We start from the raw sequence: 25,696 nt of genomic DNA, 5'->3' as shown, positions 1-25,696 counted from the left end.
CAGAGCCGGGCCACAGGCAAGAACCGGACATGCTTGCCTAGCCTGCTCTGTCGGGTGCTCGCTTAGCGTACGTAGATCGTCAGGCCGCCGTCGGCGGCTTCCTCGGCGCCGGCGATGTTGTTCATCTCGACATTTTGCGCCTTCAGCTTGGTCGCCAGCGGCTTGTTGGCTTCGACTGCGGCAAACAGGGCGGCCCGTTGCTGCGCCGATGCCTCATCGATCCACATTCGGGTCTGGCTTTCCTGCTTCAAAGTGTCGATGTCGATGATCCTGACATTGTCGCCCTTGAAGGCGCGAACGCTTTGGTCGATGTGGCTCGGCCAGTTCATCTTGGCGTCGGTGGCATAGGTGATGCCGCCGAAGCTCAATGTGGAGAGGGCGGCGATGACGGAAAAAGTCGCAAAGCGGTTCATTGTCACGCTCCTTTGGTTCGCGGCTGCTGCCCGGACCGGCAATCGAACGCATGACCCGTTGCGATTGCCGAGCCGTCCTGACGAGCTCCGCATGGCCAGCACAAGCCGTTTGCGGGTGGGACCATCCGCAGCGAAGGGGTGCTGGACTGTTTCGACTGGTTGAGGCGGCGTTTGCCCTTTTGCTCTCGGGTGCCGCGCCGTGCCAACGGTTAGGAAACTGGGCCGGAATGTGGCCGTTTCCATGACGTAAGTCGCTGAAAAATCATTAAAAATTTTTCATGTTCGCCGAGTTGAGGAGGCCGGCGAAGAAGTGGGCTCTCAGACCGTGCCCGTCCACCGCCGTTCGAACATGAGCATCGACCTGCCGTGATAGGTCGTCCGCCAGAATTCCCTGAAGCCGTGCTTGAGCGCGACCCGGATCGAGGCCTCGTTGCCGGGCTCAATGATGCAGGTCTTTCTGAGGGCGGGGAACTCTCGGTCGCCCCAGGCCAGCGCGGCGGAGACGGCCTCCGACGCAAGGCCGCGGCCATGGCTCTTTGGAGAAAGCGCCCAGCCCATCTCCATCGTTCCCTCGAGCGACGGTGTGATCTGGCGGTGGGGGTCATGGAAGCCGGCCTCACCGATAAAGGCACCGCTCTCCTTATCCTGGAGGGCGAAGAAGCCGAAGCCGAAATAGTGCCACATGCCGACCTGACGCAAGAAGCGCGTCCAGGACTGTTCACGCGTGTAGGGAACGCCGCCCGCGTAGCGTGTCACCTCCTCGTCTGAAAAGAGCGCGTTGTAGGAAGGAAAGTCGTCCCGACGGTAGGGACGCAGAAGAAGCCGCTCGGTCTCGATCACGGGCACACGATGCATTTTCACTCCGGTTTGGCTGATGGGGGAAATGGTATCGGATCTTGAACCTGAGCCCCGGGCTCCCCGTCCCAGTAGTCGACAGCGAAATGCGGGCGGCCGATAAAGTCGAACGAAGCCTCGCCCGTGCCGGGCCGCCGGGTTCTCGCCAGGAACTTGCCTGAATCGGGATATTCGCAGATTTCCGTCGCCGCCATCGTGGAGATCGACAGATATTTGAGCGGCAGCGTCCCGGTATTGATCAGGTGATGGGCCGTTTCGGGGCCGCCGGCCGGTGCGCCAAGCACGTCGCCGGGCCCGACGGCAAAGCGTTCCGTTCCGAAGCGGTATGTGCCTTCTCCCTCGAGAATGACGAACAGTTCTTCCTCGACATGATGGTTGTGAAAGGGGCAGCCGGATTTGCCGGGCGGCACCTCGCCATAGCTGATGCCGAGCTCCTTCAGGCCGAGAAGCGCGCCGAAGGAAGCGTCGCGCGATTCGAAGAAGGAGCCGCGGCGCCAATGGTCGAGGGCGAGCTCCTTGAGGCTGACCATCGGTTTTCTGTCTTCCGTCATGGCTCTCCTCCCGGCCGCGGCGGCCTTCCGCAGCATGAACAGCTTCACCTTGTAGAATCGGCCGCAATATACTTGAGGTTTTAAGGCTAGTATATGTCGGAACTGTCATCGGGATAGTCCAAAGAGGAACATGGCGCGGCAAATGGCCTCCTGATAGAGGAATTTGCTTGCCATTCTGTGCAGGCCGTGGTTTGACCGCCGCCTGCGCCGGCCAAGGCCGGCCGATATTTTCAAGACAGGTGATCCATGGCGAAGACCAAGCCCGTCCGCATCCTGATTGTGGAAGCGCGCTTCTATGACGATATGGCGGATGCAATGCTCGACGGAGCGAAACATGCGCTCGACGCAGCCGGTGCGGCCTATGACATCGTCACGGTCCCGGGGGCGCTGGAAATCCCCGCGGCCATCGCCATGGCGCTCGACGGCGCCGACGGAGGCGGCACCGAATACGACGGTTTCGTCGCGCTCGGCATGGTGATCCGCGGAGAAACCTATCATTTCGACATCGTCGCCAACGAGTCGGCGCGCGCCTTGATGGATCTTGCGGTCAGCGAGAGCCTGGCGCTCGGCAATGGCATTCTGACGGTGGAGAATGAGGAGCAGGCCTGGGCGCGGGCCCGCCGGTCGGAAGGCGACAAGGGCGGCTTTGCGGCGCGCGCCGCGCTTACCATGATCGAACTGAAAAACAAGCTGAGTGCAGAACAGTGACGAACACACCCCCGGATCAGCCGCTGAAGCAGGTCAACCAGCGCGGCGCGGCGCGTCTTGCGGCCGTTCAGGCGCTTTACCAGATGGAAGTCGGCGGAACCGGCGTGCTCGAGATCGTTGCCGAGTTCGAGGCGCATCGCCTCGGCCAGGAACTTGACGGCGAGACCTACCTGAAGGCGGACGCCTCCTGGTTCCGCGCGATCGTCTCCGGCGTCGTGCGCGACCAGCGCAAGCTCGACCCATTGATCGGATCGGCCCTTCAGGACGATTGGGCACTGTCGCGGCTCGATTCCACCGTCCGCGCCATCCTGCGCGCCGGCACCTTCGAATTGCTAGAGCGCAAGGACGTGCCGGTGCCGGTGATCGTCACCGAATATGTCGAGATCGCCAAGGCCTTCTTCGAGGACGAGGAGCCGAAGCTCGTCAATGCCGTTCTCGACAGGATCGCCAAGCAGATCCGCGGCGAGCGGCGGAAATAGCCCTGATGCTTGTTGCGGCTTCGGAAGACATCGGAACCGTCCTTCGCGAAGCCCGCCGCAACGTCCTTTTGCTCACTGTCGCCCAGGCGCTGCTCGGCGTCATCGGGCCGATCAGCTTTGCCGTCGGCGGCGTTGCCGGCCATCAATTGCTCGGCGACGACAAGTCGCTCGCGACCGCGCCCCTGACCACCTTCAATGTCGGCATGGCGATGGGCGTCATCCTGGTGGCGATCCTGTCGCGCACGGTCGAACGGCGCTTTGCCTTCATGATCGGCGCGGTGATTGCCGCGATAGGCGGCATTGTTACCGCCGCGGCTTTGTTCCGCGAGAGTTTCTGGCTGTTCGCCACCGGCCTCGCCATGCTCGGCTCCTCGAACGGCTTTACCCAAAAATTGCGTTTCGCCGCCGCGGATGCGTCGCCTTCCTTCTACAAGGCGAAGGCTATTTCCTGGATTCTGGGCGGCGGCATCCTTTCGGCAGTGCTTGGACCGCAGATCGTCATCTTCGCCGGCGATTACTTCGCACCGGTGTGGTTCGCCGGCGCTTTCGTCGCGCTGATCCCCATCTGCCTCTTCGCCCTTTTCTTCTTCATGCCGCTGCGGCTGCCGAAAACGACGGCGGCGGCGTCTGTGCAAGCAGGCCTACCCGCCCGCCCGCTTCGCGAGATCGCCGGCAGCCAGCGCTTCCTGACCGGCATGGTCTGCGGCATCTCCTCCTATGCGCTGATGACCTTCATGATGACCGGCGCTCCGGTCGCCATGGTCGTCGGCTGCGGCTTTTCGAGCGATCTCGCCACGCTCGGCATCCAATGGCACGTGCTTGCCATGTTCGCTCCAAGCTTCGCCACCGGCTGGCTGATAAGCCGCTTCGGCGCGGAGCGCGTCGTTGCCTGCGGTCTCCTGCTGCTCATGGGCTGTGCGACCGTCGCTCATCTAGGCGTGGCGCTCTGGAATTTCTGGGGCGCGCTCGTTCTCCTCGGGCTTGGCTGGAACTTCGGCTTCATCGGCGCGACGGCGATCGTCGCCCAGAGCTACCGTCCGCACGAGGCGGACAAGGTCCAGGGCTTCCACGACGTCGTGCTGTTTTCCACCGTTGCCGGCTCGTCCTTCGCCTCCGGGAAGGTTCTGGCCGTCTACGGCTGGGACATGCTCAATGCCGTCATTTGGCCGGTGGCGGGCTTTTGCCTTGTGCTTCTCTTTCTCCTGATGCGTGCAGGCAAAAGGGCCGCAGCCTGAAGTCGCTGTCCTTCGCCGGGAAACATGAGCCTCACGACCCCGATGTTTTCGCATTTTCAGGGGCTTGACGATCCACATTCGCAACCGCACTCTGGCCGCGCCGTGGGAGCATGCCGCTTGAGGAGGCGCGTGCGATTCGCGGAAAAGAGGGGCCGGCGGCAGGGAGTTGAGGCCGCGGGTTTTAACGGAGGATAATGCGAAATGACCATATTGTTGGGCGTTATCGCATGCGGGTTGCTTTCAGTGGCCTACGCCATCTGGGCGACACAGTCGGTGATGGCCGCCGACCAGGGGAATGCCCGCATGCAGGAGATCGCAGGTTTTATCAGGGAGGGGGCACAGGCCTACCTCGCTCGTCAGTACACAACCATTGCCATCGTCGGTGTCGTCGTCTTCATCGCCGCATGGGTTCTGCTCTCGAGTGCGGCCGCCATCGGGTTCCTGATCGGCGCGGTGCTCTCGGGCGCGGCCGGCTTCATCGGCATGCATGTTTCGGTCAGGGCCAATGTCCGCACGGCCCAGGCCGCATCGGTCAGTCTCGCCTCCGGTCTCGACATTGCTTTCAAATCCGGTGCCATCACCGGTCTTCTGGTGGCCGGCCTCGCTCTGCTGGGCGTCTCGGTCTATTACTTCATTCTCACCGTCGGCCTCGGCCATGAACCGGCCGAGCGCGAGGTTATCGATGCGCTGGTCGCACTTGGCTTCGGCGCCTCGCTGATCTCGATCTTCGCCCGTCTCGGCGGCGGCATCTTCACCAAGGGCGCCGATGTCGGCGGCGACCTCGTCGGCAAGGTCGAAGCCGGCATTCCCGAAGACGATCCGCGCAATCCGGCGACGATCGCCGACAATGTCGGCGACAATGTCGGCGACTGCGCCGGCATGGCGGCGGACCTCTTCGAAACCTATGCGGTCTCCGTGGTGGCGACCATGGTGCTCGCATCGATCTTCTTCGCCGGTGCGCCGGTGCTCGCGACGGTCATGACCTATCCGCTGGCGATCTGCGCCGCCTGCATCATCACATCGATCATCGGCACCTTCTTCGTCAAGCTCGGCACCAACGGCTCGATCATGGGGGCGCTCTATCGAGGTCTGATCGTAACCGGCGCACTGTCGATCCTCGGCCTCGGCGCAGCGACGTCGTTGACGATCGGCTGGGGCTCGATCGGAACCGTTGCGGGTCAGGACGTCACCGGCTGGGCGCTGTTCGTCTGCGGCATCATTGGCCTGGTCGTCACCGCGCTCATCGTCGTGATCACCGAATATTATACCGGCACGAACAAGCGGCCCGTGAACTCGATTGCGCAGGCCTCGGTGACCGGCCACGGCACCAACGTCATCCAGGGTCTCGCCGTGTCCCTCGAATCGACCGCCCTGCCGGCGATCGTCATCGTCGGCGGCATCATCACCACCTATCAGCTCGCCGGTCTCTTCGGCACCGCGATCGCCGTCACCGCCATGCTGGGCCTGGCGGGCATGATCGTGGCGCTCGATGCCTTCGGACCGGTCACCGACAATGCAGGCGGCATTGCCGAGATGTCGCACCTGCCGCCCGAGGTGCGTAAGTCGACCGACGCCCTGGACGCGGTCGGCAACACCACGAAGGCCGTGACCAAAGGCTACGCCATCGGCTCTGCGGGGCTCGGTGCGCTGGTGCTGTTCGCCGCCTATTCCAACGATCTGGCGTTTTTCGCGGCGAATGGCGACAAGCATCCCTACTTCGCCGACGTCGGCACGATCTCGTTCGACCTTTCGAACCCCTATGTCGTCGCCGGCCTGATATTCGGCGGTCTCATTCCCTATCTCTTCGGCGGCATTGCCATGACCGCCGTCGGCAGGGCAGGGGGCGCCGTCGTCGAGGAAGTGCGCCGTCAATTCAAGGAGAAGCCGGGCATCATGGAAGGCAAGGATCGGCCGGACTATGGCCGCGCCGTCGACATGCTGACCAAGGCGGCGATCCGCGAAATGATCATTCCGTCGCTCTTGCCGGTGCTGGCGCCGATCGTCGTCTATTTCGGCGTGCTGCTGATTTCCGGCTCGAAGGCCTCGGCCTTCGCGGCGCTCGGTGCCTCGCTGCTCGGTGTCATCGTCAACGGCCTGTTCGTGGCGGTCTCGATGACCTCCGGGGGTGGCGCCTGGGACAATGCGAAGAAGAGCTTCGAGGACGGCTTCGTCGACAAGAACGGCACGCGCCACATGAAGGGCTCGGAGGCGCACAAGGCTTCGGTCACCGGCGACACCGTCGGCGATCCCTACAAGGACACGGCCGGTCCGGCCGTCAACCCCGCGATCAAGATCACCAATATCGTAGCCTTGTTGCTGCTCGCCGTGCTTGCCTGACGGTATCAGCCTTCAACGAAAAGCCCGCGGAACTGAGTTCCGCGGGCTTTTGCGTGAGCGGGATTTCCGTCAGTTGTTGCCGAAGTTCTTGAACAGGTTGCGCGCCGCGGCTTGTCCGGCACCTGGGCCGGTCAAGAGCTGGCCGAGGAAGCTCGTCTCCTTGCCGCCCGTCGGCGTCGTGCGCGACAGCATGTCGAAGACCTTGCCGTCCTTCATCGTATAATGAGCAAGCTGGCTGACGACGCCTTCCTTGTCGAAATAGACCGCGAGGATCGATTGGTCGATCAGCTTGGGCTTCATGAAGGCGACAGGACGCTTTCGCTTCTGCGAGATGTAGTAGAACACCTCGTTGTCGAAGGTCGCCGTCGTCGAGGGGGTGCCGAGCGACAGCAGCACCTGTTCGCGGCTCGACCCGACGGGAACCAGATTGAGGGTTTCCTGATCGACGACATAGCCCTGGTGCAGGACTTCACCGACATTCGCCGCCTGGCAGCCGGCAAGCACTGCAGTGCATAGGGAAGCCACGACCACGGCACGGCCAAGAACTTTCAGGTTTGTTGTCAGATACCGCTTCGTCAACGACTGCTCCCCTTGGAGTAACGATGGCATATGCGCCATTGCAATTCGTGCCTGCTTCGGTAAACCAGCTTCGGCTATCATGCAATAACGTCATGGGCGCGTGCCCACGGATTCGAGAAAGCCACGGCTGGGCTTTATTATGATTTTTGGACTGTTCAAGAAAAAAAGCGGCAACATTGCGATTGTGGAGCGCCAGTATGGCCTTCTGACCGCGGCGGCGCGCCAGCCGTTTCTCTATACCGACCTCGATGTGCCCGATACGGTGATGGGCCGTTTCGAGATGTTGTCAGCGATCCTGATTCTCTATTTCCGTCGGACCCGCGCCTCGGCCCGCACCGGCCAGGAAATCGCCCAGGAGATCGTCGATGCCTTCTTCGAGGATGTCGACCACTCGATCCGCGAGCTTGGCGTCGGCGACGTCAGCGTGCCGAAGAAGATGAAGAAGTTCGCCGGCATGTTCTACGGACGCCTCGAGTCCTATGCGACGGCGCTCGACGGCGGCGACAGGCACGCGCTTGCCAATGCATTGCAGCGCAACTTTCATCCGCAGCAAGACGATGCGCCGGCGATGACAGGCTTGGCGCGCTACCTGATGTCCATAGAGGCCGCCTTCGCGAAAGTCCCGGAAGAGCTGGTCGAAACGGGGCAGTTGCGCGTACCGCCGGCCGGGAGTCAATAGGCGTCCCCCAACGCAGCGGCATCTGCGCATCGGTAAGGACGCGGCGCTGCAGGAAGGATCTTGTCATGAAGCACGAAAGCAAACCGGCATTTTCCTACCCGGTGAGGGTAGGGCATATCTCGGCCAATCCGGTCAGCGTCCGCCTGTCCGCCAACGACGCCGAGCGGCGGGCGCTGGCGGAACTTTGGAAGGTCAACGAGGTCCGTTCGCTGGTCGCGGACTTGCAGATCGGACGCTGGAAGAAGGATGGCGTGAAGATCAAGGGCGAGGTGCAGGCCGAACTCGTCCAGACCTGCGTCGTCACGCTCGAGCCCGTCACCGCAGGGATCTCCGAGCCGGTTGAGGCGATCTTCGTGCCGGAGGGCTCACGCCTGGCGCGCCAAGCCGACAACGACGGCGGCGAGATGATCCTCGACCCGGGTGGTCCGGACATTCCCGATACCTTCACCGGCGACACGATCGACGTGGGCGTGGTCGTCAGCGAGCATGTGGCGCTTGCGATCGACCCCTATCCCCGCAAGGACGGGGCCGTCTTCGGCGAGCGCATCGAAAGCTCGGCGGCCGATGACAAGCGGCCCAACCCGTTCGCGGTCCTCAAGGATCTTAAAAAGGATTGAAACGGAATCGGCCGGGCTTACAATTCGGTTGTCACGCAGACGAAAAGCAGTATTTTGGCCCGACTTCAGCCGAGGGGGCCGTGGTGCCGACACGCTGCATGCTGGCCCAAGTGTCAGAGGGAAGGACGAATCGCCGTTGCGTAGGGACTGCGCAGGGGCGGAATGCGTCGCGTGGCGGGAAGAAGGGATAAGACACGCGTGGTCAGAATTTCACTTGACGTTATGGGGGGCGACTATGGTCCGGAGGTCGTCATCCCGGGTGCTGCCAGGGCACTCGAACGTCACCCGGATATAAAGTTCGTCCTGTTCGGCCAGGAAGCGCGCTGCGCCGAACTCTTGGCCAAGTACCCGAAGCTTCAGGCAAGCAGCACGTTTCACGATTGCGAGATCGCCGTCGGCATGGACGAGAAGCCGAGCCAGGCGCTGCGGCGCGGCCGCGGCAAGTCGAGCATGTGGAGGGCGATCGACGCCATCAATGCCGACGAGGCGGATGTGGTGGTCTCGGCCGGCAATACGGGTGCGCTGATGGCCATGTCGGTCTTCTGCCTTCGCACCATGCAAGGTATTCAGCGTCCGGCGATCGCCGCCATCTGGCCGACGCTGAAAGGCGAGAGCATCGTGCTGGATGTCGGCGCGACGATCGGCGCGGACGCGCAGCAACTCATGGATTTCGCCTTGATGGGCGGCGCCATGGCCCGCGCCCTCTTCGAGGTCGAACGTCCTTCCGTCGGCCTGCTGAATGTCGGCGTCGAGGAGATCAAGGGCCAGGAGGAGGTCAAGGAAGCCGGCAGGCTCATCCGCGAGGCCAATATCGAGGGCATTGAGTATTACGGGTTCGTCGAGGGCGATGACATCGGTCGCGGCACCGTCGACGTCGTCGTCACCGAAGGCTTTTCCGGCAATATCGCGCTGAAGGCGGCCGAGGGCACGGCCCGCCAGATCGCCGAATATCTGCGCTCCGCCATGTCGCGCACCCTTCTTGCAAAGATCGGCTATGTCTTCGCCAAGGCTGCCTTCGATCGGGTGCGCGAGAAGATGGACCCGCGCAAGGTTAATGGCGGCGTGTTCCTCGGGCTCAACGGCGTGGTCATCAAGAGCCACGGCGGCACCGATGCGGAAGGCTTCGCCGCCGCGATCGACGTCGGCTACGATATGGTGAAGAACGGCCTGAAGGCCAAGATCGAGGCCGACCTCGCACGCTATCACGGCGCCGAGCCGACCGAAGCCCTGCCGCCGGCATGATTGAAGAGGTTTGATTAGATGATCCGTTCTGTCGTTCGCGGCTTCGGTGCAGCGCTGCCGAAGCGAGTGATGACCAATAAGGAAATGGAATCCAAGGTCGAGACGTCCGAGGAATGGATCGTGCAGCGGACCGGCATTCGCCAGCGCCACATTGCCGGCGAGGGCGAAACGACCGCCTCGCTCGGCGAGGGAGCGGCGCGCGCGGCGCTCGAGAGGGCGGGCATGACCGCCGATGATCTCGATCTGATCATCGTCGCGACCTCGACGCCCGACAACACTTTCCCCGCGACGGCAGTCAATATCCAGAACCGTCTCGGCATGCGCCACGGGGCGGCCTTCGACCTGCAGGCGGTCTGTTCCGGCTTCGTCTATGCGGTGGCGACGGCCGACGCCTATATCCGCGGCGGCCTTGCCAGGCGCGCTCTGGTGATCGGTGCCGAGACCTTCTCGCGCATCCTCGACTGGTCGGACCGCACCACCTGCGTGCTCTTCGGCGACGGTGCCGGCGCAATCATCCTAGAAGCACAAAAGGGCGAGGGCACAAATGCCGATCGCGGCGTGCTGACGGCGCAATTGCGATCCGACGGCATCCATGGCGACAAGCTCTATGTCGACGGCGGCCCCTCGACGACCGGCACCGTCGGCCACCTCCGCATGGAGGGGCGCGAGGTCTTCAAGCATGCGGTCGGCATGATCACCGACGTGATCGAGGCCGCCTTCGAGGCCACGGGAATGACGGCCGAGGACGTCGATTGGCTGGTGCCGCATCAGGCCAATCGGCGCATCATCGACGGGTCGGCGAAGAAGCTCGGCATTCCAAACGATAAGGTTGTGGTGACCGTCGATCTGCATGGCAACACGTCCGCCGCATCCATCCCGCTCGCCCTCGACGCCGCCGCCTCCGACGGGCGCATCAAGAAGGGCGACCTGGTGATGCTCGAAGCCATGGGTGGTGGCTTCACCTGGGGTTCCGTTCTCATCCGCTGGTAAAAAAATTGAATGACGGCAGGCGCTTGACCGAAAAAGGCAAGGGCAATAGTCTTTCATCGCTGATCGGCGAGCCAGACATCGGTGGGGGAAGATGAGCGGAAAAACAGTTACGCGAGCAGACTTGGCTGAGTCGGTATTTCGCAAGGTCGGTTTGTCTCGGACGGAGTCTGCCGAATTGGTGGAGACCGTCATCGACGAGATTTGCAACGCAATCGTGCGTGGCGAGAGCGTGAAGCTGTCTTCGTTTGCAACCTTCCAGGTCCGCGACAAGAACGAGCGCATCGGCCGGAACCCGAAGACGGGCGAGGAAGTGCCGATCTCGCCGCGCCGGGTGATGACGTTCAAGGCCTCCAATGTGCTGAAACAGCGGGTCTTGAAGGCGCATCTCAGCCGGAAGGCCAAGCAGAAGCAGGCCGGAGCGGGCTCCTGAGGCAAGGCCACAATCACAAATGTGGTTGAAAACCCATCCATAAGCCATTGAAACAGGCCTGATTCGTGCGATCATCGCGCAATTGTCCAGTGATGCGGCTGCTTGCTTCGCATGAATATGGGGATGGGGACGATATGGAAAAAAGCCCGGACGCTTTCCGCACCATAAGCGAGGTCGCCGACGAACTCGACCTGCCCCAGCATGTGTTGCGGTTCTGGGAAACCCGTTTCCAGCAGATCAAGCCGATGAAGCGCGGCGGCGGCCGGCGCTACTACCGGCCCGAGGACGTCGATCTGCTGAAGGGCATTCGCCACCTGCTCTACGACCACGGCTATACGATCAAGGGCGTGCAGAAGCTTCTGAAGGCCAATGGCAACAAGTTCGTCGCCGCGATCGCGAGCGGCGATCTCGCCACCGTCGAGGCGCTCGCGGCCTCCAGCCACGAAGAACCGCCGGCGCCGAAGGTCGGCGTCGCCGACGAGGATCAGATCGTCGGCCGCCCCAAGGCCCCAGCGAGTCGGCGCTTCTTCTCCTTCGGCGCCAGCAGCGACGATGCGGAGATTTCGATCGGCAAGACCTCCGTCAGCAAGGAGGACAGGGCGCTGCTGCAGGAAGCGCTCTACGATCTTTTGGAGTGCAAGCGCCTGCTCGACCAGGTGCGATAGCACGTTGTCGGCCGACCAAAGCATCGTCGTCGTCACTCGCCGAGCCGGAGAAAAGCGCCGAGGTAGAGGCGATCTTCTCCCACTAGGGCGTCGGCGAATTGCTGGCCGAGGCTGCGCGGCGACCGGTCCGGCGGCAATAGCAATCCTCTCGCATTGACAGGCCGGCTCCGACCCCACAGGATGCCGAGAAAATCTCCCGCAGGTTGATGGCCTGACAAGGAGAAGCAAGCGAGTAACCTTCCCATGCGCCCTGTTCTTCTCGGCCTCGGCTGGGTCATGGTCGGCATCGGCGTCGTCGGCATATTCCTGCCGCTTCTGCCGACGACACCCTTCCTGCTCCTGGCCGCCTGGCTCTTTGCGCGATCCTCTCCGCGTCTCGAACAATGGCTGTTCGATCATCCCCTGTTTGGGCAGCCTTTGCGCGATTGGCGAGAGGATGGTGCGATATCGCGTGGGGCAAAGATGTGTGCCTTGTCGCTGATGGCACTTGGTTTCGCATTCTTCTGGCTCCGCGCCCAACCCTCCATGCCGATTGCGTCCGTCGTTGCGACGATCATGCTCGCACTGGGCGCATTCATCGCGTCGCGGCCCGAGCCGCGGAAATGACGGGATCCGCCGGCCCGCAAGCGGGATTCCAAAGGTAACACGCAAAGCGGGCACTCCATGGCAAAATACACTGGGCCGATCCGACCTCTCGCGGGTCGGGCGGCGCCGGCATTCGCAACCATGGGAGGAAGCCATGCAAATAGCTGACCACATTGAACGCACGAGACCGGATCGGTCGGCGCCGGAGGTCCTGGATCGGCTTCAGGCGATTTATCAACGCCGTCAGAAGGACGAGTGGCGCGCGACGGTGGACAGGCTGGATGCGCTGCGGCAGTCGTTCAGCGAAGAGCGGCGGCAGGTCTTTCCGGCCGCATTGCGCGACAGGCTGACAAGCGCTGCACGGGGCGGAAGGCGGGATGATCCCCGCGGGCCCGGACTAAGATACAAGTCGCTGATCGAGGCGAGAAACGCCGAGGTCGATCTGAAGGCGGTCAAGGGGCTGCATGACCGGGCCTATGACAAGTTCGGTCAACTGGTGAAGGGCTACAGTGCCTTTCACTTCCATGAATCGGTGGTCGGAAGCCTTGCCGACGCATTGGTCCAGCCGCCGATCGTTTACGTCGCTCCCGATCCGGACAAGGAAAAGCTGTTTTACCCGCATTTCGGCGGCTGTTGGGACCGGCTTGATCAGAACCAGGCAACCGGCGACGGAGCGATCGTCGAGAACAGGTCCTATCTCGATTGCGCCGCCCGCATGGGATCCAAGCTCGTCGCCCGCAACGACGCCGCGTCCGACGTGGACCTCCTCTGCGCCTATCGGGAGAACGGCTATCTCGTTCCCTTCAAGACACTTCGTACCGGCATATTGCAGGTCAAGGCCGACCTCACGGCCCTCGTATGCCGCCATCATATCTCGACCTATGACGAGTTCGGATGGTCCGACTTCCATGCCACGACGCGCGGCAGACTCGTGATGGCGGTGTTCTGGAACTGGGACGACATCGATCCGGCCAACGAGGTCAGCGACCAATGGTTCATTTCCGGTCTCGACTGCCGCGGCGACGGCGAGAGCTTCCCCGGCACCCGCGTCCAGGCACTCCCGGGCGAAAGACGGATCATCAACCTGTTCACGGACGTGGCCTTCCCGGCCGGCCGCGAACTCTGGGTCTATGTCGGCATTGCCGATCGTATCTGGGCGCTGCTCAATGACGTCAGCATCGATATCTCGATCGACTCGGCTTGGCTGCTGAATTCGCTGGCAATCCGTTCGATATGAGGGCCGCGACAGCCATTGTCCTTGCAACGGGCGACTGCGGCAGGGACAGGCTAAGCCTTGATTTTTAGGAAATAAATGGTCGGAGCGACTGGACTCGAACCAGCGACCCCTTGACCCCCAGTCAAGTGCGCTACCGGGCTGCGCTACGCTCCGACCCGCTTCGTTACAAGCCCGCTCTCATTAGTCGGAACATAAGAGCGGCGCAAGGGGAAAATGGAATTTCGCCGGTCCTTCCGCAGCTGTTGAGAAACTGGGGATCCGCCGAAAGCAGTGGAGCGAACGGTTTTGTGATTTGGTCGGCGCAAGGGGCGCAGATACACTACGGCCTGCAACAACAGGAGAAGCCCTATGAAGCGCATCCTCGTATTTGCAGCCGCCCTCGCGCTTTCTGCGACCGCAGCGTCAGCCGCGTGCCTCGGCCACAACACCACAGCCTCGGCGGATCCGGTGGACAAGGAGATCACGACAGCCAGCGTGACAGAGACCGAACAGTCCAAGCCGGCCGACGAGCTTCTCCTGCAGCAGCGGAAGCTGCAGCAAGACGAAACGACCGCCGAAGAATAAGCCAGGAGAGCGGCGAATGCGGGTCTCGCCGGGCGTCTTTGCCTTCGAGGCCCGCTTTCCGCCTTGACTCGAACATGCGATCTGCCGACGACGCTTTCCTGCGTCGACCGCGTCCGTGTGTCTCAGACCCACATCTGCCTGTTTCGTCATCGCGAAGGTGATCTCATCGGCACGGCCTGCCGACGATTGCGATATTCGAGTGCGGCGCACCCCCAGACGATGCCGAGAAGCAAATAGAAATGCCGCCAGTGATCGGTATCGATGACGTTGCCTATGCCCACATGGCCGATAAGCGTCACCCAAGCGATCATCAGATAGGGCTGCCAAGGCCGGTCGAGCAGAAGAAGTCGAAACCCGAGCGTGAGCGTCCACGCGATCAGCGTAATATAAGCGACGAAGCCGATCCAGCCGTAGGACGTCAGGCTTTTCAGCCAGACATTGTGCTCGTCCTCCAAGAAGATCGCGCCGAACATCAGCGGGCCGATGCCGAGCGGCCTCTCCATCGACATCATAAAGCCGATCCGGTGCCGGTCGAAACGCCCGAGGTGGCCGCCGTCGTAATCCTGAACGAGTTGGGAGCGGCTTGAAAAGAGCGTTGCCACCTGTTCCGATTGCAGGGCGGCGACAAGGGCCGCCATGACGAAAAGGGCGCCGCAGAGTGCGAGCACGAGAATTCTCAGCCGGAATAGTCCGCTGCGCTCCTTGAGGAGCATGACGAAGACCAGCGCGACCACGCAGAAGAGATTGAGCGCCCAGGCCGCGCGGGAGAAGGAGAGGAACACCCCCAGCGTGAGGGCGAGCAGGCCGGCGATTTTGAGCGGAGCACGCCGGATCGGTTCCGTCAGCAGGCCGTGTACCAGATAGAGCACCGGCGCGGCGAGAAACGGCCCGAAGACGTTCGGGTCCTGGAAGGCACCCTTGGCGCGGTCGTAGAGGGTGAAGTTTGCGGCTCCCGGGATTGCGCCGAAATAGCCGAGAATGCCGAGAAGGGCGGTGAGCACGGCAGCCGAGACCCAGGCATTGAAGATCAACCGCAGTCGCTGGTGATGGTCTTCGATGATCGCAGCGAAGAAGACGGCGGTCAGTGCCAGGAAGCCGGAGACCGCCATGTACATCGGTGCCGTGGCGAGTTCGGTCATCACCGTCAGCGACAGCATGCCGCCGACCATGAACAGTACGAGCAGGGCCAGGAGGGGAGCGACGCGGCGTGAAATCCTCAGCCCGAAGAGCGACCAGAGACCGATGAGGCCCGCCATGAAGACCTCGTAGGGCGCCGGCTCCGCGATGACGAAGCCCGAGAGGAAAACGCCGATCGTCACCAGGCCGGAGCCGATGATCGAAACCGCGGCGAGCTGGGGCCGGATGACGGCCGGCTGGGAGGTGGTGGCGATCAATACGCGTTTTCCGTATTGAGCAGCCGGAAAGGCGTCAGGAACAGGATCTTCAGGTCCAGAAGCAGCGACCAGTTCTCGATGTAGTAGAGGTCAAAGGCGGTGCGGAAACGGATCTTCTCGTCGTTGTCGATTTCTCCCCGCCAGCCGTTGATCTGCGCCCAGCCGGTGACGCCAGGTTTGACCCGGTGGCGGGCGAAATAGCCTTCCACCACATCCGAATAGGTGCGGTTGTGCGTTTGCGCGAGAACGGCATGCGGGCGCGGCCCAACAAGCGAGAGCTCGCCCTTCAGCACGTTCACGAGCTGCGGCAGCTCGTCGATCGAGGATTTGCGCAGGAAGCGGCCGACGGGGGTGACGCGGGGGTCCCCCTTGGAAACCGCGTTGCGGGCGCTCGGATCGCTCAAATGGGTGTACATCGAGCGGAACTTGTAGACCTCGATGATCTCGTTGTTGAAACCGTGGCGGTGCTGCTTGAAGATGATCGGCCCAGGCGACGTGAGCTTGACCGCGAGCGCGGCGACCAGCATCACCGGCCAAAGCAGGGCGAGCGCCACGATGCTGAAGAAGACGTCGAAGCACCGCTTAGCGACGGAATCCCAATCGGCAATCGGCTTGTCGAAAATGTCGAGCATCGGCACCTCGCCGACATGCGAGTAGCTGCGCGGGCGGAAGCGCAGATTGTTGGCATGGGCGGCGAGACGGATGTCGACCGGCAGCACCCAGAGTTTCCTTAAGAGTTCGAGAATGCGCTTCTCCGCCGTCAGCGGCAGCGAGAAGATCAGCATGTCGATGCGGGCGAGCCGGGCGAATTCGACGAGTTCGTCGACGGTTCCGAGTTTCGGATAGCCGGCGATCACATGCGGCGAGCGCCGCTCGTCGCGGTCGTCGAAGATCCCGCAGATGCGGATGTCGTTATCCGGCTGGTGCTCGATCGTGCGGATCAGGTCTCGTGCCGGGGCACCGCCGCCGACGATCACCGCGCGGCGCTCCATCGTGCCGTTGCGCGACCAATGCCGGATCGAATAGGCGATGAAGGCGCGTTCGGCGACCAGGAAGAGCGCGCCGGCGACGAACCAGCCGCCGACCCAGACGCGCGAATAGAGATGGCCCCACTTCAGAAAGAACAGGACGAGCGCGATGGTGCCGAATGTCGCAGTCCAGGCGGCCAGGATGCGCGGCGTCATCCGGAGCCAGGCCCTGAGCGCCGGCACCTGATAGGTATCGGCGATCTGCATGGCGATCACGGCAAGCGCCGAACCGAAGGCGAGAATGGCGAGGTAGACCGGCAGGTCCTGGAGCGGAGGGCGGACATATTGCGTATTGATGGCATAGCCGATCGCGAACAGCGCGCAGAGGTCGAGCAGCCGGATGAGACCGGTGATCATCGACGGGGAATAGGTATCGGCCCGGAACTGGAGTGCGATCTGGCGCGCCAGCGGATTGAGCGGCGTAGGGTCGCCGGCCTTTTTCCCGTCGGCGGTCGTTCGGATCTCGGAGACCTTCTTGCGAAGCGCCTCGGTATCGAAGGTCTCGGGCCTGTCAAACTTGTTCATGGTGGCTTTCCGGCGCTGTCCGCTACGCCCGGATAGCAGAAAGCCACTAAGAAACGCTTACGTTGTGCGAAGTCGCGCCTCGGCGAAGATCGACTCCTCGGTAAGTTCACCGTAGAGTTGCATCACGCGCCTGGTCATCACCGCAGCCGAGAAGCGCGACTTGAAGCCCTCCGGATCGGGCATCGTGCGGACTGCCCAGTCCTGGTCGACGGCGGCCGCCGCCATGACTTCGGCGAACGCCCTTGCATCTGCCGGCTGGACGAGCGCTCCGCTGTCGGCGCCCAGCACTTCCGGCATGCCGCCCACCCGGGACGCGATGACCGGTTTTCGGGCGGCGAGCGCTTCGAGAAGGATATAGGGCATCGACTCCGCGCGAGAGGGGATGACGACTGTCCGGGCAAGCGCGAAGGCCGCGCGCGCCTTCATTGCCGGGCGCATCCTGACGCGATCGCCAAGCGCCATGCGCGCTATCATTTCTTCATACCGGGATTGCTGCGGACCATCGCCGATCATCAGGCCCGAAAGCGGCCGCCCGGCAAGTTCTTCGGCCTTGGCGAAGCTCTCGATAAAGAGATCCGGCCCCTTCAGATCCCGCATCATGCCGATATAAAGAAAATCGACCGCCCCGGGACTTTCGGCGATCGGCGCGAACTCCGTGTCTCCGATGCCGTTATAGATCAGTTCGTTGCGCCCCGCGGGCCGGCCAACCTTGGCGAAATAGGTCTGCCGCTCGAAATCGCAGACGAAGACGAGCGCGTCGGTGAGACGCTCCTGGAGGCGCTCCATCCGGAAGATGGCGCCGCCGGCGAGCGACTTCCGTTCATAATGGAGGCTGCCCCCGTGGGGCGAATAGAGGCGGGCTACGCGATACTTATTGACCCGCAGCGCTGAACCGATGATGCGTGCGAGCACGCCGCCCTTGGCGCCATGCCCGTGCAACACATCCGGTTGCAAGCTTCTGATCTGCTTGTAGCTGCGCCAGAGCGCGGCAAAATCCGAAGGCCCGATCGTCCGATGGATCGGCGTGCGGACGACACCGAGCGCCAGGAAGGGGCGGATCTCGTCGAAGAGGGCATCCTCGTAGGCGCCGCCCGTGGTGCTATCGCAGAGAATTCCCACCTGATGGCCCGCTGCCGCATGCGCCTCGGCAAGATCGCGAACGTGGCGGAAGATGCCGCCGATCGGCGATCTGAAGCAATGGAGAATGCGCAGGGGCCGCTCGTTCGACATGGCGTCAGAACAGCCGTTCGCGAACATAGATCGTGTCGCCCGCAAGCACCGGATCGGTGATCGGCACGCGACCCGTTATGATACGGCCGTTGACCTTGCGGGTGATGTCGGCATTCGCCTGGTTTGCGCGGGGGGTGAAGCCGCCGGCAACCGCGATCGCGTTCTGCACGGTCATTCCGGGAACGTAGCTGTACTGGCCGGATTGGCCCACTTCGCCCATGATGAAGACGGAACGGTAGCGATCGACCTCGATGGTCACGTCCGGGTCGCGCAGAAAGCCCTCGCGGAGCTTCGCCGCGATCATCCCTTCGAGTTCCGGAAGCGTATGGCCGCGCGACGGCACTGCGCCGATCAACGGGAAGGCGACGTAGCCCGCCTGGTCGACAGTGTAGGTCCCGCTGAGGCCCGGCTGTTCGAATACGGTGACGCGAAGGCGATCGCCGCTGTCCAGCCGGTAGGGTTGGATAGTCGCCTCGCTGAAGGCCTTGGGAGCCGGCTGATAGCTCGTGCAACCGCTGGCCAGCGCCGACAATATTGCCACGGCGAAAGCGCGTGCTGCCTTTGTGCCTGCGATCGACATGCGGGTTCTCGTTGGCTCCGGAAATGAATACCTCTCGGTGATGTTATCGATCCGTTAGGGTTAATAGCCGGTAAACTCCGGTAGAATTCCGATCCGGCGGCGATCCGCACCCTTCCGCGGCACCGGCATCCGACGGTTGTGCCTGCAATTAACACTTGCGTTACCATGTTCCTTTACCTTCCGGCTGAATGCGGAAGCTATTGGGGTTGCGGCATGTCGGACGTCGGCGGTCAGCAGGATGTGGATATCGATCTGGGCAGGCTCGTTCGCGCCATCTGGCAGCGTCGCACCCGTGTCTTGCTTGCGACGGTCGGGGCCACGGTGCTTGCCTTCGGCGCGGCGAAGATGATCGCGCCCGGCTATGAAAGCGAAACGCGTGTCCTGATCGAATCGCGCGAGCCGGAGTTCAGCGGTCCCAATCAGGCGTCTCAGACGAGTTCGGACCGAATTTTCGACGAGTCCGGCATCGCCAGCCAGGTGCAGGTGCTGCGCTCCGCCGACCTCATCAAGCAGGTCGCCCGCAACATGAAGCTGCACGAGCTGGAGGAATTCGATCCGTCGGCGCATCCCTCGGCCGTTTCCGATCTCCTGGTCATGCTGGGGCTCAAGAAGAACCCGCTCGAACTGCCGCCGGAAGAGCGGATCCTCAAAGAGTTCAATACCAAGTTGCAAGTCTACCAGGTCGAGAAGTCACGCGTGATCGCCATTGCCTTCACGTCGAAGGATCCGAAACTCGCCGCTGCCATTCCGAACGAGATGGCCAAGGTCTATCTCTCGCTGCAGAGCGGTGCGAAGCTCGACTCCAACTCGGAAGCCAGCCGCTGGCTGGAGCCGGAGATCGCCAATCTAAGGGAAAAGGTTCGCGAGGCGGAGGCCAAGGTCGCCGCCTATCGCGCCGAATCCGGTTTGCTCCCGACCGGCGAAACGGAGAACTTCGCGACTAGGCAGCTCACCGATATTTCGACCGAGCTGGCGCGGGTCCGGGGCGAAAGGGCGAATGCGGCGGCACGCGCCGAAGGCGTGCGCGCAGCGCTTGCCGATGGCCGCCCGGTCGAAACGCTGACCGATATCGTCGGCTCACCGATGATCCAGCGGCTGAAGGAGAGCCAGGCCACTCTGCAGGCGCAGATCGCCGATCTATCGACCTCGCTGCTCGACGGGCATCCTCGGCTGAAGGGGCTGAAGTCACAGCTCGAAGGTATTCGGGAGCAGATACGTTCGGAAACGCGAAAGATTCTCTCCAGTCTCGAGAACGAGGCGAAGGTCGGGCAGCTTCGCGAACAGCAATTGCTGCAGCAGTTGAACGCGCTGAAGGCGCAATCGGCGCAGGCGGGCGAGGAAGAGGTGGGGCTTCGTGCGCTGGAGCGCGAGGCGGCGGCCCAACGCCAGCTCCTGGAGACCTATCTGGCCCGCTACCGCGAAGCGACATCGCGAACCGTCGCGAATGCGACGCCGGCGGACGCGCGGGTGATTTCCAATGCCGTGGTGCCGACGTTGGCGAGCTTTCCCAAGGTGGTGCCGATCACGATCGTCGCCGCGCTTGCGAGTTTCCTGATCAGCTGCGTCGTCATCATGCTCGGCGAACTCTTCAGCGGCAGGGCGCTGAGGCCGGTCTCCGGTTCCGGAAGGATGCCCGAAACTGCTGGTACGACTGTCCCGGACGAGGTGCCGGCAACCGTTGCCGTGCCGGAAGACGAGCGGGCACGAGAGGAGCAGGAGCCGAGCATCGCAGCAGAGCACGACTTCTCGATCGAGTCCGTGGCCGGACATCTGCTCGACAACGCCGTCCGGGTCGCCGTTTCGGTCTCGCCCGGAGGGGATGAAGGATCGACGGCAACGGTGATGCTGGCGCGTCTGCTTGCCGAAGAGGAACACAAGGTCGTGCTCATCGACCTTTCAGGATCGGCCTGCCCGACGCGGCTGATGGCCCAGGCGCTGCATCTGCCCGGCATTACGAACCTCCTGTCCGGCGAGGTTGCCTTCACCGAGACGATCCATGCGGACAGGTCTTCCGAGGCGCACATCATCCCGCAGGGCGACGCAGATCCCCACACGGCGATGCGCGGCATCGAGCGTCTGCAGATGATCATCGACGCGCTGACAAGCGCCTATGATCTTGTGCTGGTCGAATGCGGTGCCGCGGACGCGGCTTCCGTCGCCAAGGTGGCGCGGCGCGAGGAGGTCGAGATTATCGTTTCGGCGCCGTCGGTCAGCGAGGACGGGATCATCGAAGCACTGACAAGCTTCGGGGAGGCCGGCTACCGCGACATCCTGCTGATGACCGGTGGCGGCGAAAGCGGTCCCGAGCTTCGCGACCGCCGCGCGGCGTGAGGTGCTTCAATCGGCTGCGATTTCCGTGGTGGTCCGCAGCCGGCGCCGCTGTCGCTGGACGAGGGCATAAAGGGCTTTGTTTGCCTTGATGGCGCGTTTGGCGCGGACCGCGGCGCGGTGCAGGCCGGCTGCCGCATGTCCACGCAGCGTCAGCGGCAGGGTGATGTCCCGCAAGACGGTCTCAATCGTACACCACGATCGCTTATAGGGCTGGTCGCCGATGCCGAAGTCGAAGAGTACGACGCCTTCGCCGCAAAGACGCTCGATCACCCGGTAAAAGAGCAACTCGCCCGGGCTGCTGTCGGCGGCGATCGTGTCATCTATCGAGCCGAACTGGCAGATGACATGGTCGCCCTTGCGCGACAGGCCGGTCACGGCGATGATCCGCCCCTCGTGCTCGCCCTTGAGACGGATCGCGTTGAGTTCGAGCAGCCTGTCGCCGGCGCGATGGCGATCGATCAGCAGGCGAAAGAAGGCGCGCGTCTCCGGCTCGTCGAAGACGTCGGGTAAGCCTTGGGCCTCCAGCCGCGCGGCCTTCTGCCGGAAGAACGTCTCCAGCAGCGCCTGCGCCTCCGCCGCCTCACGGGCAACCACATAGTCATAGCCACCGATTTCGGCGAGACGCCTTTCGGAGAGACGCATCTTCTTGCGCCGGCGTTTTGCATTGAGCTGGGCGAGCGTCCGCTCCATGTCGCCGGCAAGCCCGAGCTGGAAAGAGGCGTTCGGATTGGCGATCCCGGGCAGGGCGGCGAGGGGGTGGGGCAGGCCGCGCCAAACTGCCGGCGTCCTTTCGAAGGCAACGACATCCGCATGCGCGCGCAGCGCCTGGCGGACTCCTTCGCTCAGCGAGCGGACGAGGTCGTCCCGTGGCACGCGCTCGATCTCGGCAGCAAACAAGCCGGTGTTGAGATTGCTGTGCCCGGTCGCGATCAGTCGCGCGGTCCGGAAGAATTGGCCCCGTTCGACCTCGAACGGCAGGAGGAAAAGCAGTTGCTCGGCAATGGCGCCGCGCACGACCAGCAATTGGCTGTCATGCGCTCTCTTCCAGGCGGCACACCAGTCGAAGCTTTGATGCAGGGAGTTGAGATTGTTGGCGTCGAGCGCACGCCAGTCCGCCTCCAGTTCCGCCATATCGCGATGCACGGAAAGCGTGACCCGGTCGGCGTAAGGATTATGGGCAGCCGGGCGCATCGAAAGGTCGCGCCAGGATTGCCCCTCTGGCGCGGCAAGGGTGAAATTGAAATTGGCCATCTCTCGGATCATCCGGCATACGTCGCGTATCGATAAGACGGCAAAAATTGCTACATCCTCTTTAAATCCGCCGCTGCCTACCCTGCGATCGGCAAATGCGGTTAGCAAAGCGTGAAGCGACTGGTTTGTCTGCGGCTTGGAAATCGCCGCCGCGGCGTTACATCTCGCGGCCGATACGACGTCATGAAGAAACAACTGCGGAACTGCTGATGATGCCGAGCCATGCCCTGCCGGACCCCGGCGCCAAGTTTCCGGTCGCGGAATTTCCGCGGATAGGATTTCTTAGGAACCTGGTGCGGTCGCCGTTGATCGAAGCCGGCGAGTACAGCTACTACGACGATCCCGAGGGCCCCGAATGTTTCGAGGAGAAGTGCGTCCTCTACCACTATGACTTCGTCGGGGATCGGCTGGTTATCGGGCGGTTTTGCGCGTTGGCGACCGCTGTCCAGTTCATCACGAACGGCGCCAACCACGCGCTGTCCGGCTTTTCGACCTTCCCTTTCGGCATTTTCCCCGGTGCCTGGCGCGAGGGCTTCGATCCGTCCGCCTATGGCACGGGCCATCGCGGCGACACGATCGTCGGCAACGATGTCTGGCTCGGCAGGGAGGCGACGGTTCTGCCGGGCGTTACCATCGGCGACGGCGCGATCGTGGCGGCGAAATCCGTTGTGAGCAAGGACGTTCCTCCCTACGCGATCGTCGCGGGCAACCCGGCAAGGGTCGTCAGGATGCGGTTCCCGGCTGAGATCGTCGAGCGCTTGCAGGCGGTGGCCTGGTGGAACTGGCCGGCCGACAAGGTGACGCGCAACATCGCGGCGATCACCGGCGCGGACATTGGGGCGCTTGAAATCGCAGAGTAGCCTCAGTCCAGAAATCCGGTCGCCAGCGCGGCTGCCCAGTCGGCTCGGCCGCGTTCGGCGGCGAGGCGCGACATTGCCCTGTGGTCGTAGGGCAGGCAGCGGAAGCTGACAGTCCAACCGTCAGAAGTGCATTCGACGATAGCGTAGCGCGCGTCCGGCGCGCCGGTTTCCACGTTGTGCGCCACGGGTTGATCGTCATCGTAACCCGGGCAGCCGACGCTGCCGGGATTGACGAGGAGGCGCCCGTCCGCCAGCCGCACGGCGCGCGGAATATGCGTGTGTCCGCAGAGGATCACCGGGTAGTCGACACCATCGGCCAAACGCTCGATCGCCTTTCGCGCAGCCATGTGGACGACGCCATCGGCTGTCAGCGCCTCCATCCAGTAGGTCTCGTCACTCGTGGGCGTGCCGTGGCAGAGGAAGAACGTATCGCGATGGACGAGCGTTTCCGGGAGCGCAGCCAGCCATTCCTTGTGGCGCGGTTCGAGTTCGTCACAGGCCGCGCGATCGGAAGGCCCCATTTTGGCCGGCTCCAGCGTCAGCAGGTAACGATCGTGATTGCCGCGGATCGCCGGCATTCCGCGGTCGATCAGGAGGTCCGCCGTGCGGGCGGCATTGAGCGGTCCGCTCAGGTGGTCACCCAAATTGACGATGTCGTCGATCCCCTGGGCGTCGATGTCCGCCAGCACCGCCTCAAGTGCCAGGTCGTTGCCGTGAATGTCGGAGATGACGGCGATCTTCATGGGTGCACCTCAGCCGGTCAGCGATTGTTTGCCGGTTTTTCCATCCACTTGATGATCAGCATCGCCGGAAGGATCCACAGGAGCCCGGTGAAGAAGAAATAGAGAAGATGCACCCACCAGGGCGACGCGCCGAGTAGCAGGGAGGCAAAGGTGACTGCCGCCAGCGCATAGACGATGACAAGAATGATGATGAGGACGGTGCCGATGAGTTTTCTGAGGCGTAGGGGCATTGGATGTCTTTCGGATGGCGGCAGCCGCGCCGGATCGGGAGAATTGCTTGCGGCTCCCTGCATCCCGCTTCAACCTGGAACTGGCCGCGACGGCATGCCGCAAAGGCTTCGGCCTTGTTTTGCACGCCGCTCTGGTGCAAATCAACGGCTTTCGAACGCTTGGCGGCAACCCGTCCCTACAAGGTTGTCGCCGACAAACGAGGAAGACGTCATGGCGCATGCCGAACTGGCAACGGAACAGACGCTGCGGCGCGAGATCGACAGAGCCGAGCGCAATCGCCGGCAGATCCGCGGTTGGCTCGCGGTCGTCCTGTTCGCCCTGTTCGCCCTGGTGATTGTCGGCGGTGCGACGCGCCTGACGGAGTCCGGCCTGTCGATCACTGAGTGGAAGCCGATCCATGGCGTCGTTCCGCCTCTGTCCGCGGAGGAATGGGAGGAGGAGTTCCGCCTTTACCAGCGCATTCCACAATATGAGCAGATGAACAAGGGAATGACCGTCGAGGAGTTCAAGACGATCTTCTGGTGGGAATGGGCGCACCGGCTGCTCGCGCGCGGGATCGGCGTGGTCTTCGCCCTGCCGCTTCTGTTCTTCTGGCTGACCCGGCGGATCGAGCCGCGATTGCGGCTGCCGCTCCTCGGCATTCTGGCGCTCGGGGGCTTTCAGGGCTTCATCGGCTGGTGGATGGTCTCCTCCGGTCTCGTCGAGCGCACGGAGGTCAGCCAGTACCGCCTTGCCACGCATCTGGTGATCGCCTGTCTGATCTTTGCTGCCTGCATGTGGATCTATCGCGGGCTTTCGCCGCATTCCGGCGATGCGGCGCCGACGCAAAGGTCGCGAATGATGGCCGCCATCATCGCAGTGATCAGCCTCTTCCAGATCTATCTGGGCGCGCTCGTCGCCGGTCTCGACGCCGGCCTGAGCTACAATACCTGGCCGCTGATGGATGGCGCCCTCGTACCGGGGGATCTCTTCGTGCAGCAGCCCGCCTGGATCAACCTTTTCGAGAATCCGAAGACCGTGCAGTTCCTGCACCGCGCCGGCGCCTACCTGCTGTTTGCGCTGGTGCTCGTGCACATGGTCGCCTCCCTTCGAGCCGCGCCGGGCACGACGCATGCACGCCGTTCAGTGCTCCTCCTTGCATTGATAGCCATCCAGGCCGCGATCGGTATCACGACGCTCGTTCTGCAGGTGCCGATCGGCTGGGGCGTGCTTCACCAGGCAGGCGCGCTTGTCGTGCTCGGCTTCGCGATCGCCCATTGGCGCGGCTTCGTCGGCGAATATCTGAGACCGACGGCGATCGAAATCCGCAACTGATCCGCGGCTCGAAAGGCGCAAAGAAAAACCCCGGCAGCGATGA

General features: G+C 63.0%; 27 protein-coding genes and 1 tRNA gene. 16 read left to right on the top strand and 12 right to left on the bottom strand.

Annotated elements, in window-relative coordinates; genetic code table 11:
• Window positions 1–62: 62 nt before the first annotated feature.
• From CO656_RS16755 to CO656_RS16745, 3 genes are all read right to left on the bottom strand, one after another.
• The gene (locus CO656_RS16755) at window positions 63–413 is read right to left on the bottom strand and encodes a hypothetical protein (protein ID WP_097526460.1); all 351 of its coding nucleotides are present in this window, start codon (window positions 411–413) and stop codon (window positions 63–65) included.
• 318 nt (window positions 414–731) lie between these two features.
• A complete protein-coding gene (locus CO656_RS16750) occupies window positions 732–1,268 on the bottom strand; it encodes a GNAT family N-acetyltransferase (protein ID WP_097526459.1) in 537 nt (178 codons plus the stop codon).
• 2 nt (window positions 1,269–1,270) lie between these two features.
• Entirely contained in the window at window positions 1,271–1,819 is a 549-nt protein-coding gene (locus tag CO656_RS16745; protein ID WP_097526458.1) for a cupin domain-containing protein, read from the bottom strand.
• Window positions 1,820–2,065: 246 nt separating this feature from the next.
• On the opposite strand from CO656_RS16745, the gene CO656_RS16740 reads away from it, so the two are divergent.
• The 4 genes from CO656_RS16740 (at window position 2,066) to CO656_RS16725 (ending at window position 6,578) form a co-directional block, all read left to right on the top strand.
• The gene (locus CO656_RS16740; protein ID WP_097526457.1) at window positions 2,066–2,527 is read left to right on the top strand and encodes a 6,7-dimethyl-8-ribityllumazine synthase; all 462 of its coding nucleotides are present in this window, start codon (window positions 2,066–2,068) and stop codon (window positions 2,525–2,527) included.
• Window positions 2,524–3,006 (top strand): transcription antitermination factor NusB, encoded by a 483-nt coding sequence (nusB, locus tag CO656_RS16735; RefSeq protein WP_037414021.1) that lies wholly within the window; start codon window positions 2,524–2,526, stop codon window positions 3,004–3,006. Before CO656_RS16740 ends, nusB begins: the two co-directional genes overlap by 4 nt.
• A gap of 5 nt (window positions 3,007–3,011) precedes the next feature.
• A complete protein-coding gene (locus CO656_RS16730) occupies window positions 3,012–4,241 on the top strand; it encodes an MFS transporter (RefSeq protein WP_097526456.1) in 1,230 nt (409 codons plus the stop codon).
• Between the two features lie 201 nt (window positions 4,242–4,442).
• A complete protein-coding gene (locus CO656_RS16725) occupies window positions 4,443–6,578 on the top strand; it encodes a sodium-translocating pyrophosphatase (protein ID WP_037414025.1) in 2,136 nt (711 codons plus the stop codon).
• Window positions 6,579–6,647: 69 nt separating this feature from the next.
• Here CO656_RS16725 and CO656_RS16720 read toward each other — a convergent pair whose 3' ends face one another.
• Window positions 6,648–7,157: an outer membrane protein assembly factor BamE gene (locus tag CO656_RS16720; RefSeq protein WP_083853857.1), complete on the bottom strand. Its 510-nt coding sequence runs from the start codon at window positions 7,155–7,157 to the stop codon at window positions 6,648–6,650.
• A gap of 139 nt (window positions 7,158–7,296) precedes the next feature.
• Between CO656_RS16720 and CO656_RS16715 the strand changes: the two genes are divergently transcribed.
• The 8 genes from CO656_RS16715 (at window position 7,297) to CO656_RS16680 (ending at window position 13,602) form a co-directional block, all read left to right on the top strand.
• Complete coding sequence (locus CO656_RS16715) at window positions 7,297–7,836, top strand: ubiquinol-cytochrome C chaperone family protein (protein ID WP_037414027.1); 540 nt, start codon at window positions 7,297–7,299, stop codon at window positions 7,834–7,836.
• Window positions 7,837–7,901: 65 nt separating this feature from the next.
• Window positions 7,902–8,453, top strand: a complete 552-nt coding sequence (locus tag CO656_RS16710) for a DUF177 domain-containing protein (protein ID WP_097526455.1) — start codon at window positions 7,902–7,904, stop codon at window positions 8,451–8,453.
• A gap of 198 nt (window positions 8,454–8,651) precedes the next feature.
• The gene (plsX, locus tag CO656_RS16705) at window positions 8,652–9,695 is read left to right on the top strand and encodes a phosphate acyltransferase PlsX (protein WP_097526454.1); all 1,044 of its coding nucleotides are present in this window, start codon (window positions 8,652–8,654) and stop codon (window positions 9,693–9,695) included.
• Window positions 9,696–9,713: 18 nt separating this feature from the next.
• On the top strand, window positions 9,714–10,685 hold the full coding sequence (locus tag CO656_RS16700) for a beta-ketoacyl-ACP synthase III (protein ID WP_097526453.1): 972 nt from the start codon (window positions 9,714–9,716) through the stop codon (window positions 10,683–10,685).
• A gap of 91 nt (window positions 10,686–10,776) precedes the next feature.
• Window positions 10,777–11,115 (top strand): integration host factor subunit alpha, encoded by a 339-nt coding sequence (locus CO656_RS16695; RefSeq protein ID WP_037414032.1) that lies wholly within the window; start codon window positions 10,777–10,779, stop codon window positions 11,113–11,115.
• 134 nt (window positions 11,116–11,249) lie between these two features.
• Window positions 11,250–11,780 (top strand): MerR family transcriptional regulator, encoded by a 531-nt coding sequence (locus tag CO656_RS16690; RefSeq protein ID WP_097526452.1) that lies wholly within the window; start codon window positions 11,250–11,252, stop codon window positions 11,778–11,780.
• Window positions 11,781–12,023: 243 nt separating this feature from the next.
• The gene (locus CO656_RS16685; protein ID WP_037414033.1) at window positions 12,024–12,386 is read left to right on the top strand and encodes a YbaN family protein; all 363 of its coding nucleotides are present in this window, start codon (window positions 12,024–12,026) and stop codon (window positions 12,384–12,386) included.
• Between the two features lie 133 nt (window positions 12,387–12,519).
• Window positions 12,520–13,602 carry a hypothetical protein gene (locus CO656_RS16680; protein ID WP_097526451.1) on the top strand — a complete coding sequence of 361 codons (1,083 nt, stop codon included), beginning with the start codon at window positions 12,520–12,522 and terminating at the stop codon, window positions 13,600–13,602.
• 76 nt (window positions 13,603–13,678) lie between these two features.
• Here CO656_RS16680 and CO656_RS16675 read toward each other — a convergent pair.
• Window positions 13,679–13,755: transfer RNA gene (locus CO656_RS16675), tRNA-Pro, on the bottom strand.
• A gap of 195 nt (window positions 13,756–13,950) precedes the next feature.
• Here CO656_RS16675 and CO656_RS16670 point away from each other — a divergent pair.
• Window positions 13,951–14,166, top strand: coding sequence for a hypothetical protein (locus tag CO656_RS16670; RefSeq protein ID WP_097526450.1), 216 nt, complete (start codon window positions 13,951–13,953; stop codon window positions 14,164–14,166).
• A gap of 146 nt (window positions 14,167–14,312) precedes the next feature.
• Here the strand turns inward: CO656_RS16670 and CO656_RS16665 are convergent, their stop codons facing one another.
• The 4 genes from CO656_RS16665 to CO656_RS16650 are packed head-to-tail and all read right to left on the bottom strand — an operon-like array spanning window position 14,313 to window position 18,923.
• A complete protein-coding gene (locus CO656_RS16665) occupies window positions 14,313–15,560 on the bottom strand; it encodes an O-antigen ligase family protein (RefSeq protein ID WP_097526449.1) in 1,248 nt (415 codons plus the stop codon).
• Window positions 15,557–17,113 carry an undecaprenyl-phosphate glucose phosphotransferase gene (locus CO656_RS16660; protein ID WP_037414038.1) on the bottom strand — a complete coding sequence of 519 codons (1,557 nt, stop codon included), beginning with the start codon at window positions 17,111–17,113 and terminating at the stop codon, window positions 15,557–15,559. The genes CO656_RS16665 and CO656_RS16660 overlap by 4 nt, the downstream gene beginning before the upstream one ends.
• 57 nt (window positions 17,114–17,170) lie before the next feature.
• Window positions 17,171–18,343, bottom strand: coding sequence for a glycosyltransferase family 4 protein (locus CO656_RS16655; RefSeq protein ID WP_037414051.1), 1,173 nt, complete (start codon window positions 18,341–18,343; stop codon window positions 17,171–17,173).
• A 4-nt stretch (window positions 18,344–18,347) separates the two neighbouring features.
• A complete protein-coding gene (locus tag CO656_RS16650) occupies window positions 18,348–18,923 on the bottom strand; it encodes a polysaccharide biosynthesis/export family protein (RefSeq protein WP_037414040.1) in 576 nt (191 codons plus the stop codon).
• Between the two features lie 213 nt (window positions 18,924–19,136).
• Here CO656_RS16650 and CO656_RS16645 point away from each other — a divergent pair, with 213 nt between their 5' ends.
• On the top strand, window positions 19,137–21,254 hold the full coding sequence (locus tag CO656_RS16645) for an exopolysaccharide transport family protein (RefSeq protein ID WP_097526448.1): 2,118 nt from the start codon (window positions 19,137–19,139) through the stop codon (window positions 21,252–21,254).
• 6 nt (window positions 21,255–21,260) lie between these two features.
• On the opposite strand, the gene CO656_RS16640 is transcribed toward CO656_RS16645, so the two are convergent.
• Window positions 21,261–22,505: a GNAT family N-acetyltransferase gene (locus CO656_RS16640; protein ID WP_097526447.1), complete on the bottom strand. Its 1,245-nt coding sequence runs from the start codon at window positions 22,503–22,505 to the stop codon at window positions 21,261–21,263.
• A 212-nt stretch (window positions 22,506–22,717) separates the two neighbouring features.
• Here CO656_RS16640 and CO656_RS16635 point away from each other — a divergent pair, with 212 nt between their 5' ends.
• The gene (locus CO656_RS16635; protein ID WP_097526559.1) at window positions 22,718–23,365 is read left to right on the top strand and encodes a CatB-related O-acetyltransferase; all 648 of its coding nucleotides are present in this window, start codon (window positions 22,718–22,720) and stop codon (window positions 23,363–23,365) included.
• Window positions 23,366–23,367: 2 nt separating this feature from the next.
• On the opposite strand, the gene CO656_RS16630 is transcribed toward CO656_RS16635, so the two are convergent.
• Together CO656_RS16630 and CO656_RS16625 are read right to left on the bottom strand one after the other, a co-directional pair.
• The gene (locus tag CO656_RS16630; protein ID WP_097526446.1) at window positions 23,368–24,108 is read right to left on the bottom strand and encodes a metallophosphoesterase family protein; all 741 of its coding nucleotides are present in this window, start codon (window positions 24,106–24,108) and stop codon (window positions 23,368–23,370) included.
• Window positions 24,109–24,125: 17 nt separating this feature from the next.
• Window positions 24,126–24,338: a DUF2842 domain-containing protein gene (locus CO656_RS16625; protein WP_037414046.1), complete on the bottom strand. Its 213-nt coding sequence runs from the start codon at window positions 24,336–24,338 to the stop codon at window positions 24,126–24,128.
• Window positions 24,339–24,549: 211 nt separating this feature from the next.
• On the opposite strand from CO656_RS16625, the gene CO656_RS16620 reads away from it, so the two are divergent.
• On the top strand, window positions 24,550–25,653 hold the full coding sequence (locus tag CO656_RS16620; RefSeq protein ID WP_097526445.1) for a COX15/CtaA family protein: 1,104 nt from the start codon (window positions 24,550–24,552) through the stop codon (window positions 25,651–25,653).
• The last annotated feature ends 43 nt before the right edge of the window (window positions 25,654–25,696 follow it).

This window comes from Sinorhizobium sp. FG01, from assembly GCF_002531875.1.
GTDB lineage: Bacteria > Pseudomonadota > Alphaproteobacteria > Rhizobiales > Rhizobiaceae > Sinorhizobium > Sinorhizobium fredii_C.
The sequence above is the reverse complement of the archived record's forward strand: the minus strand, read 5'-3'. Positions and strand labels throughout refer to the sequence as shown.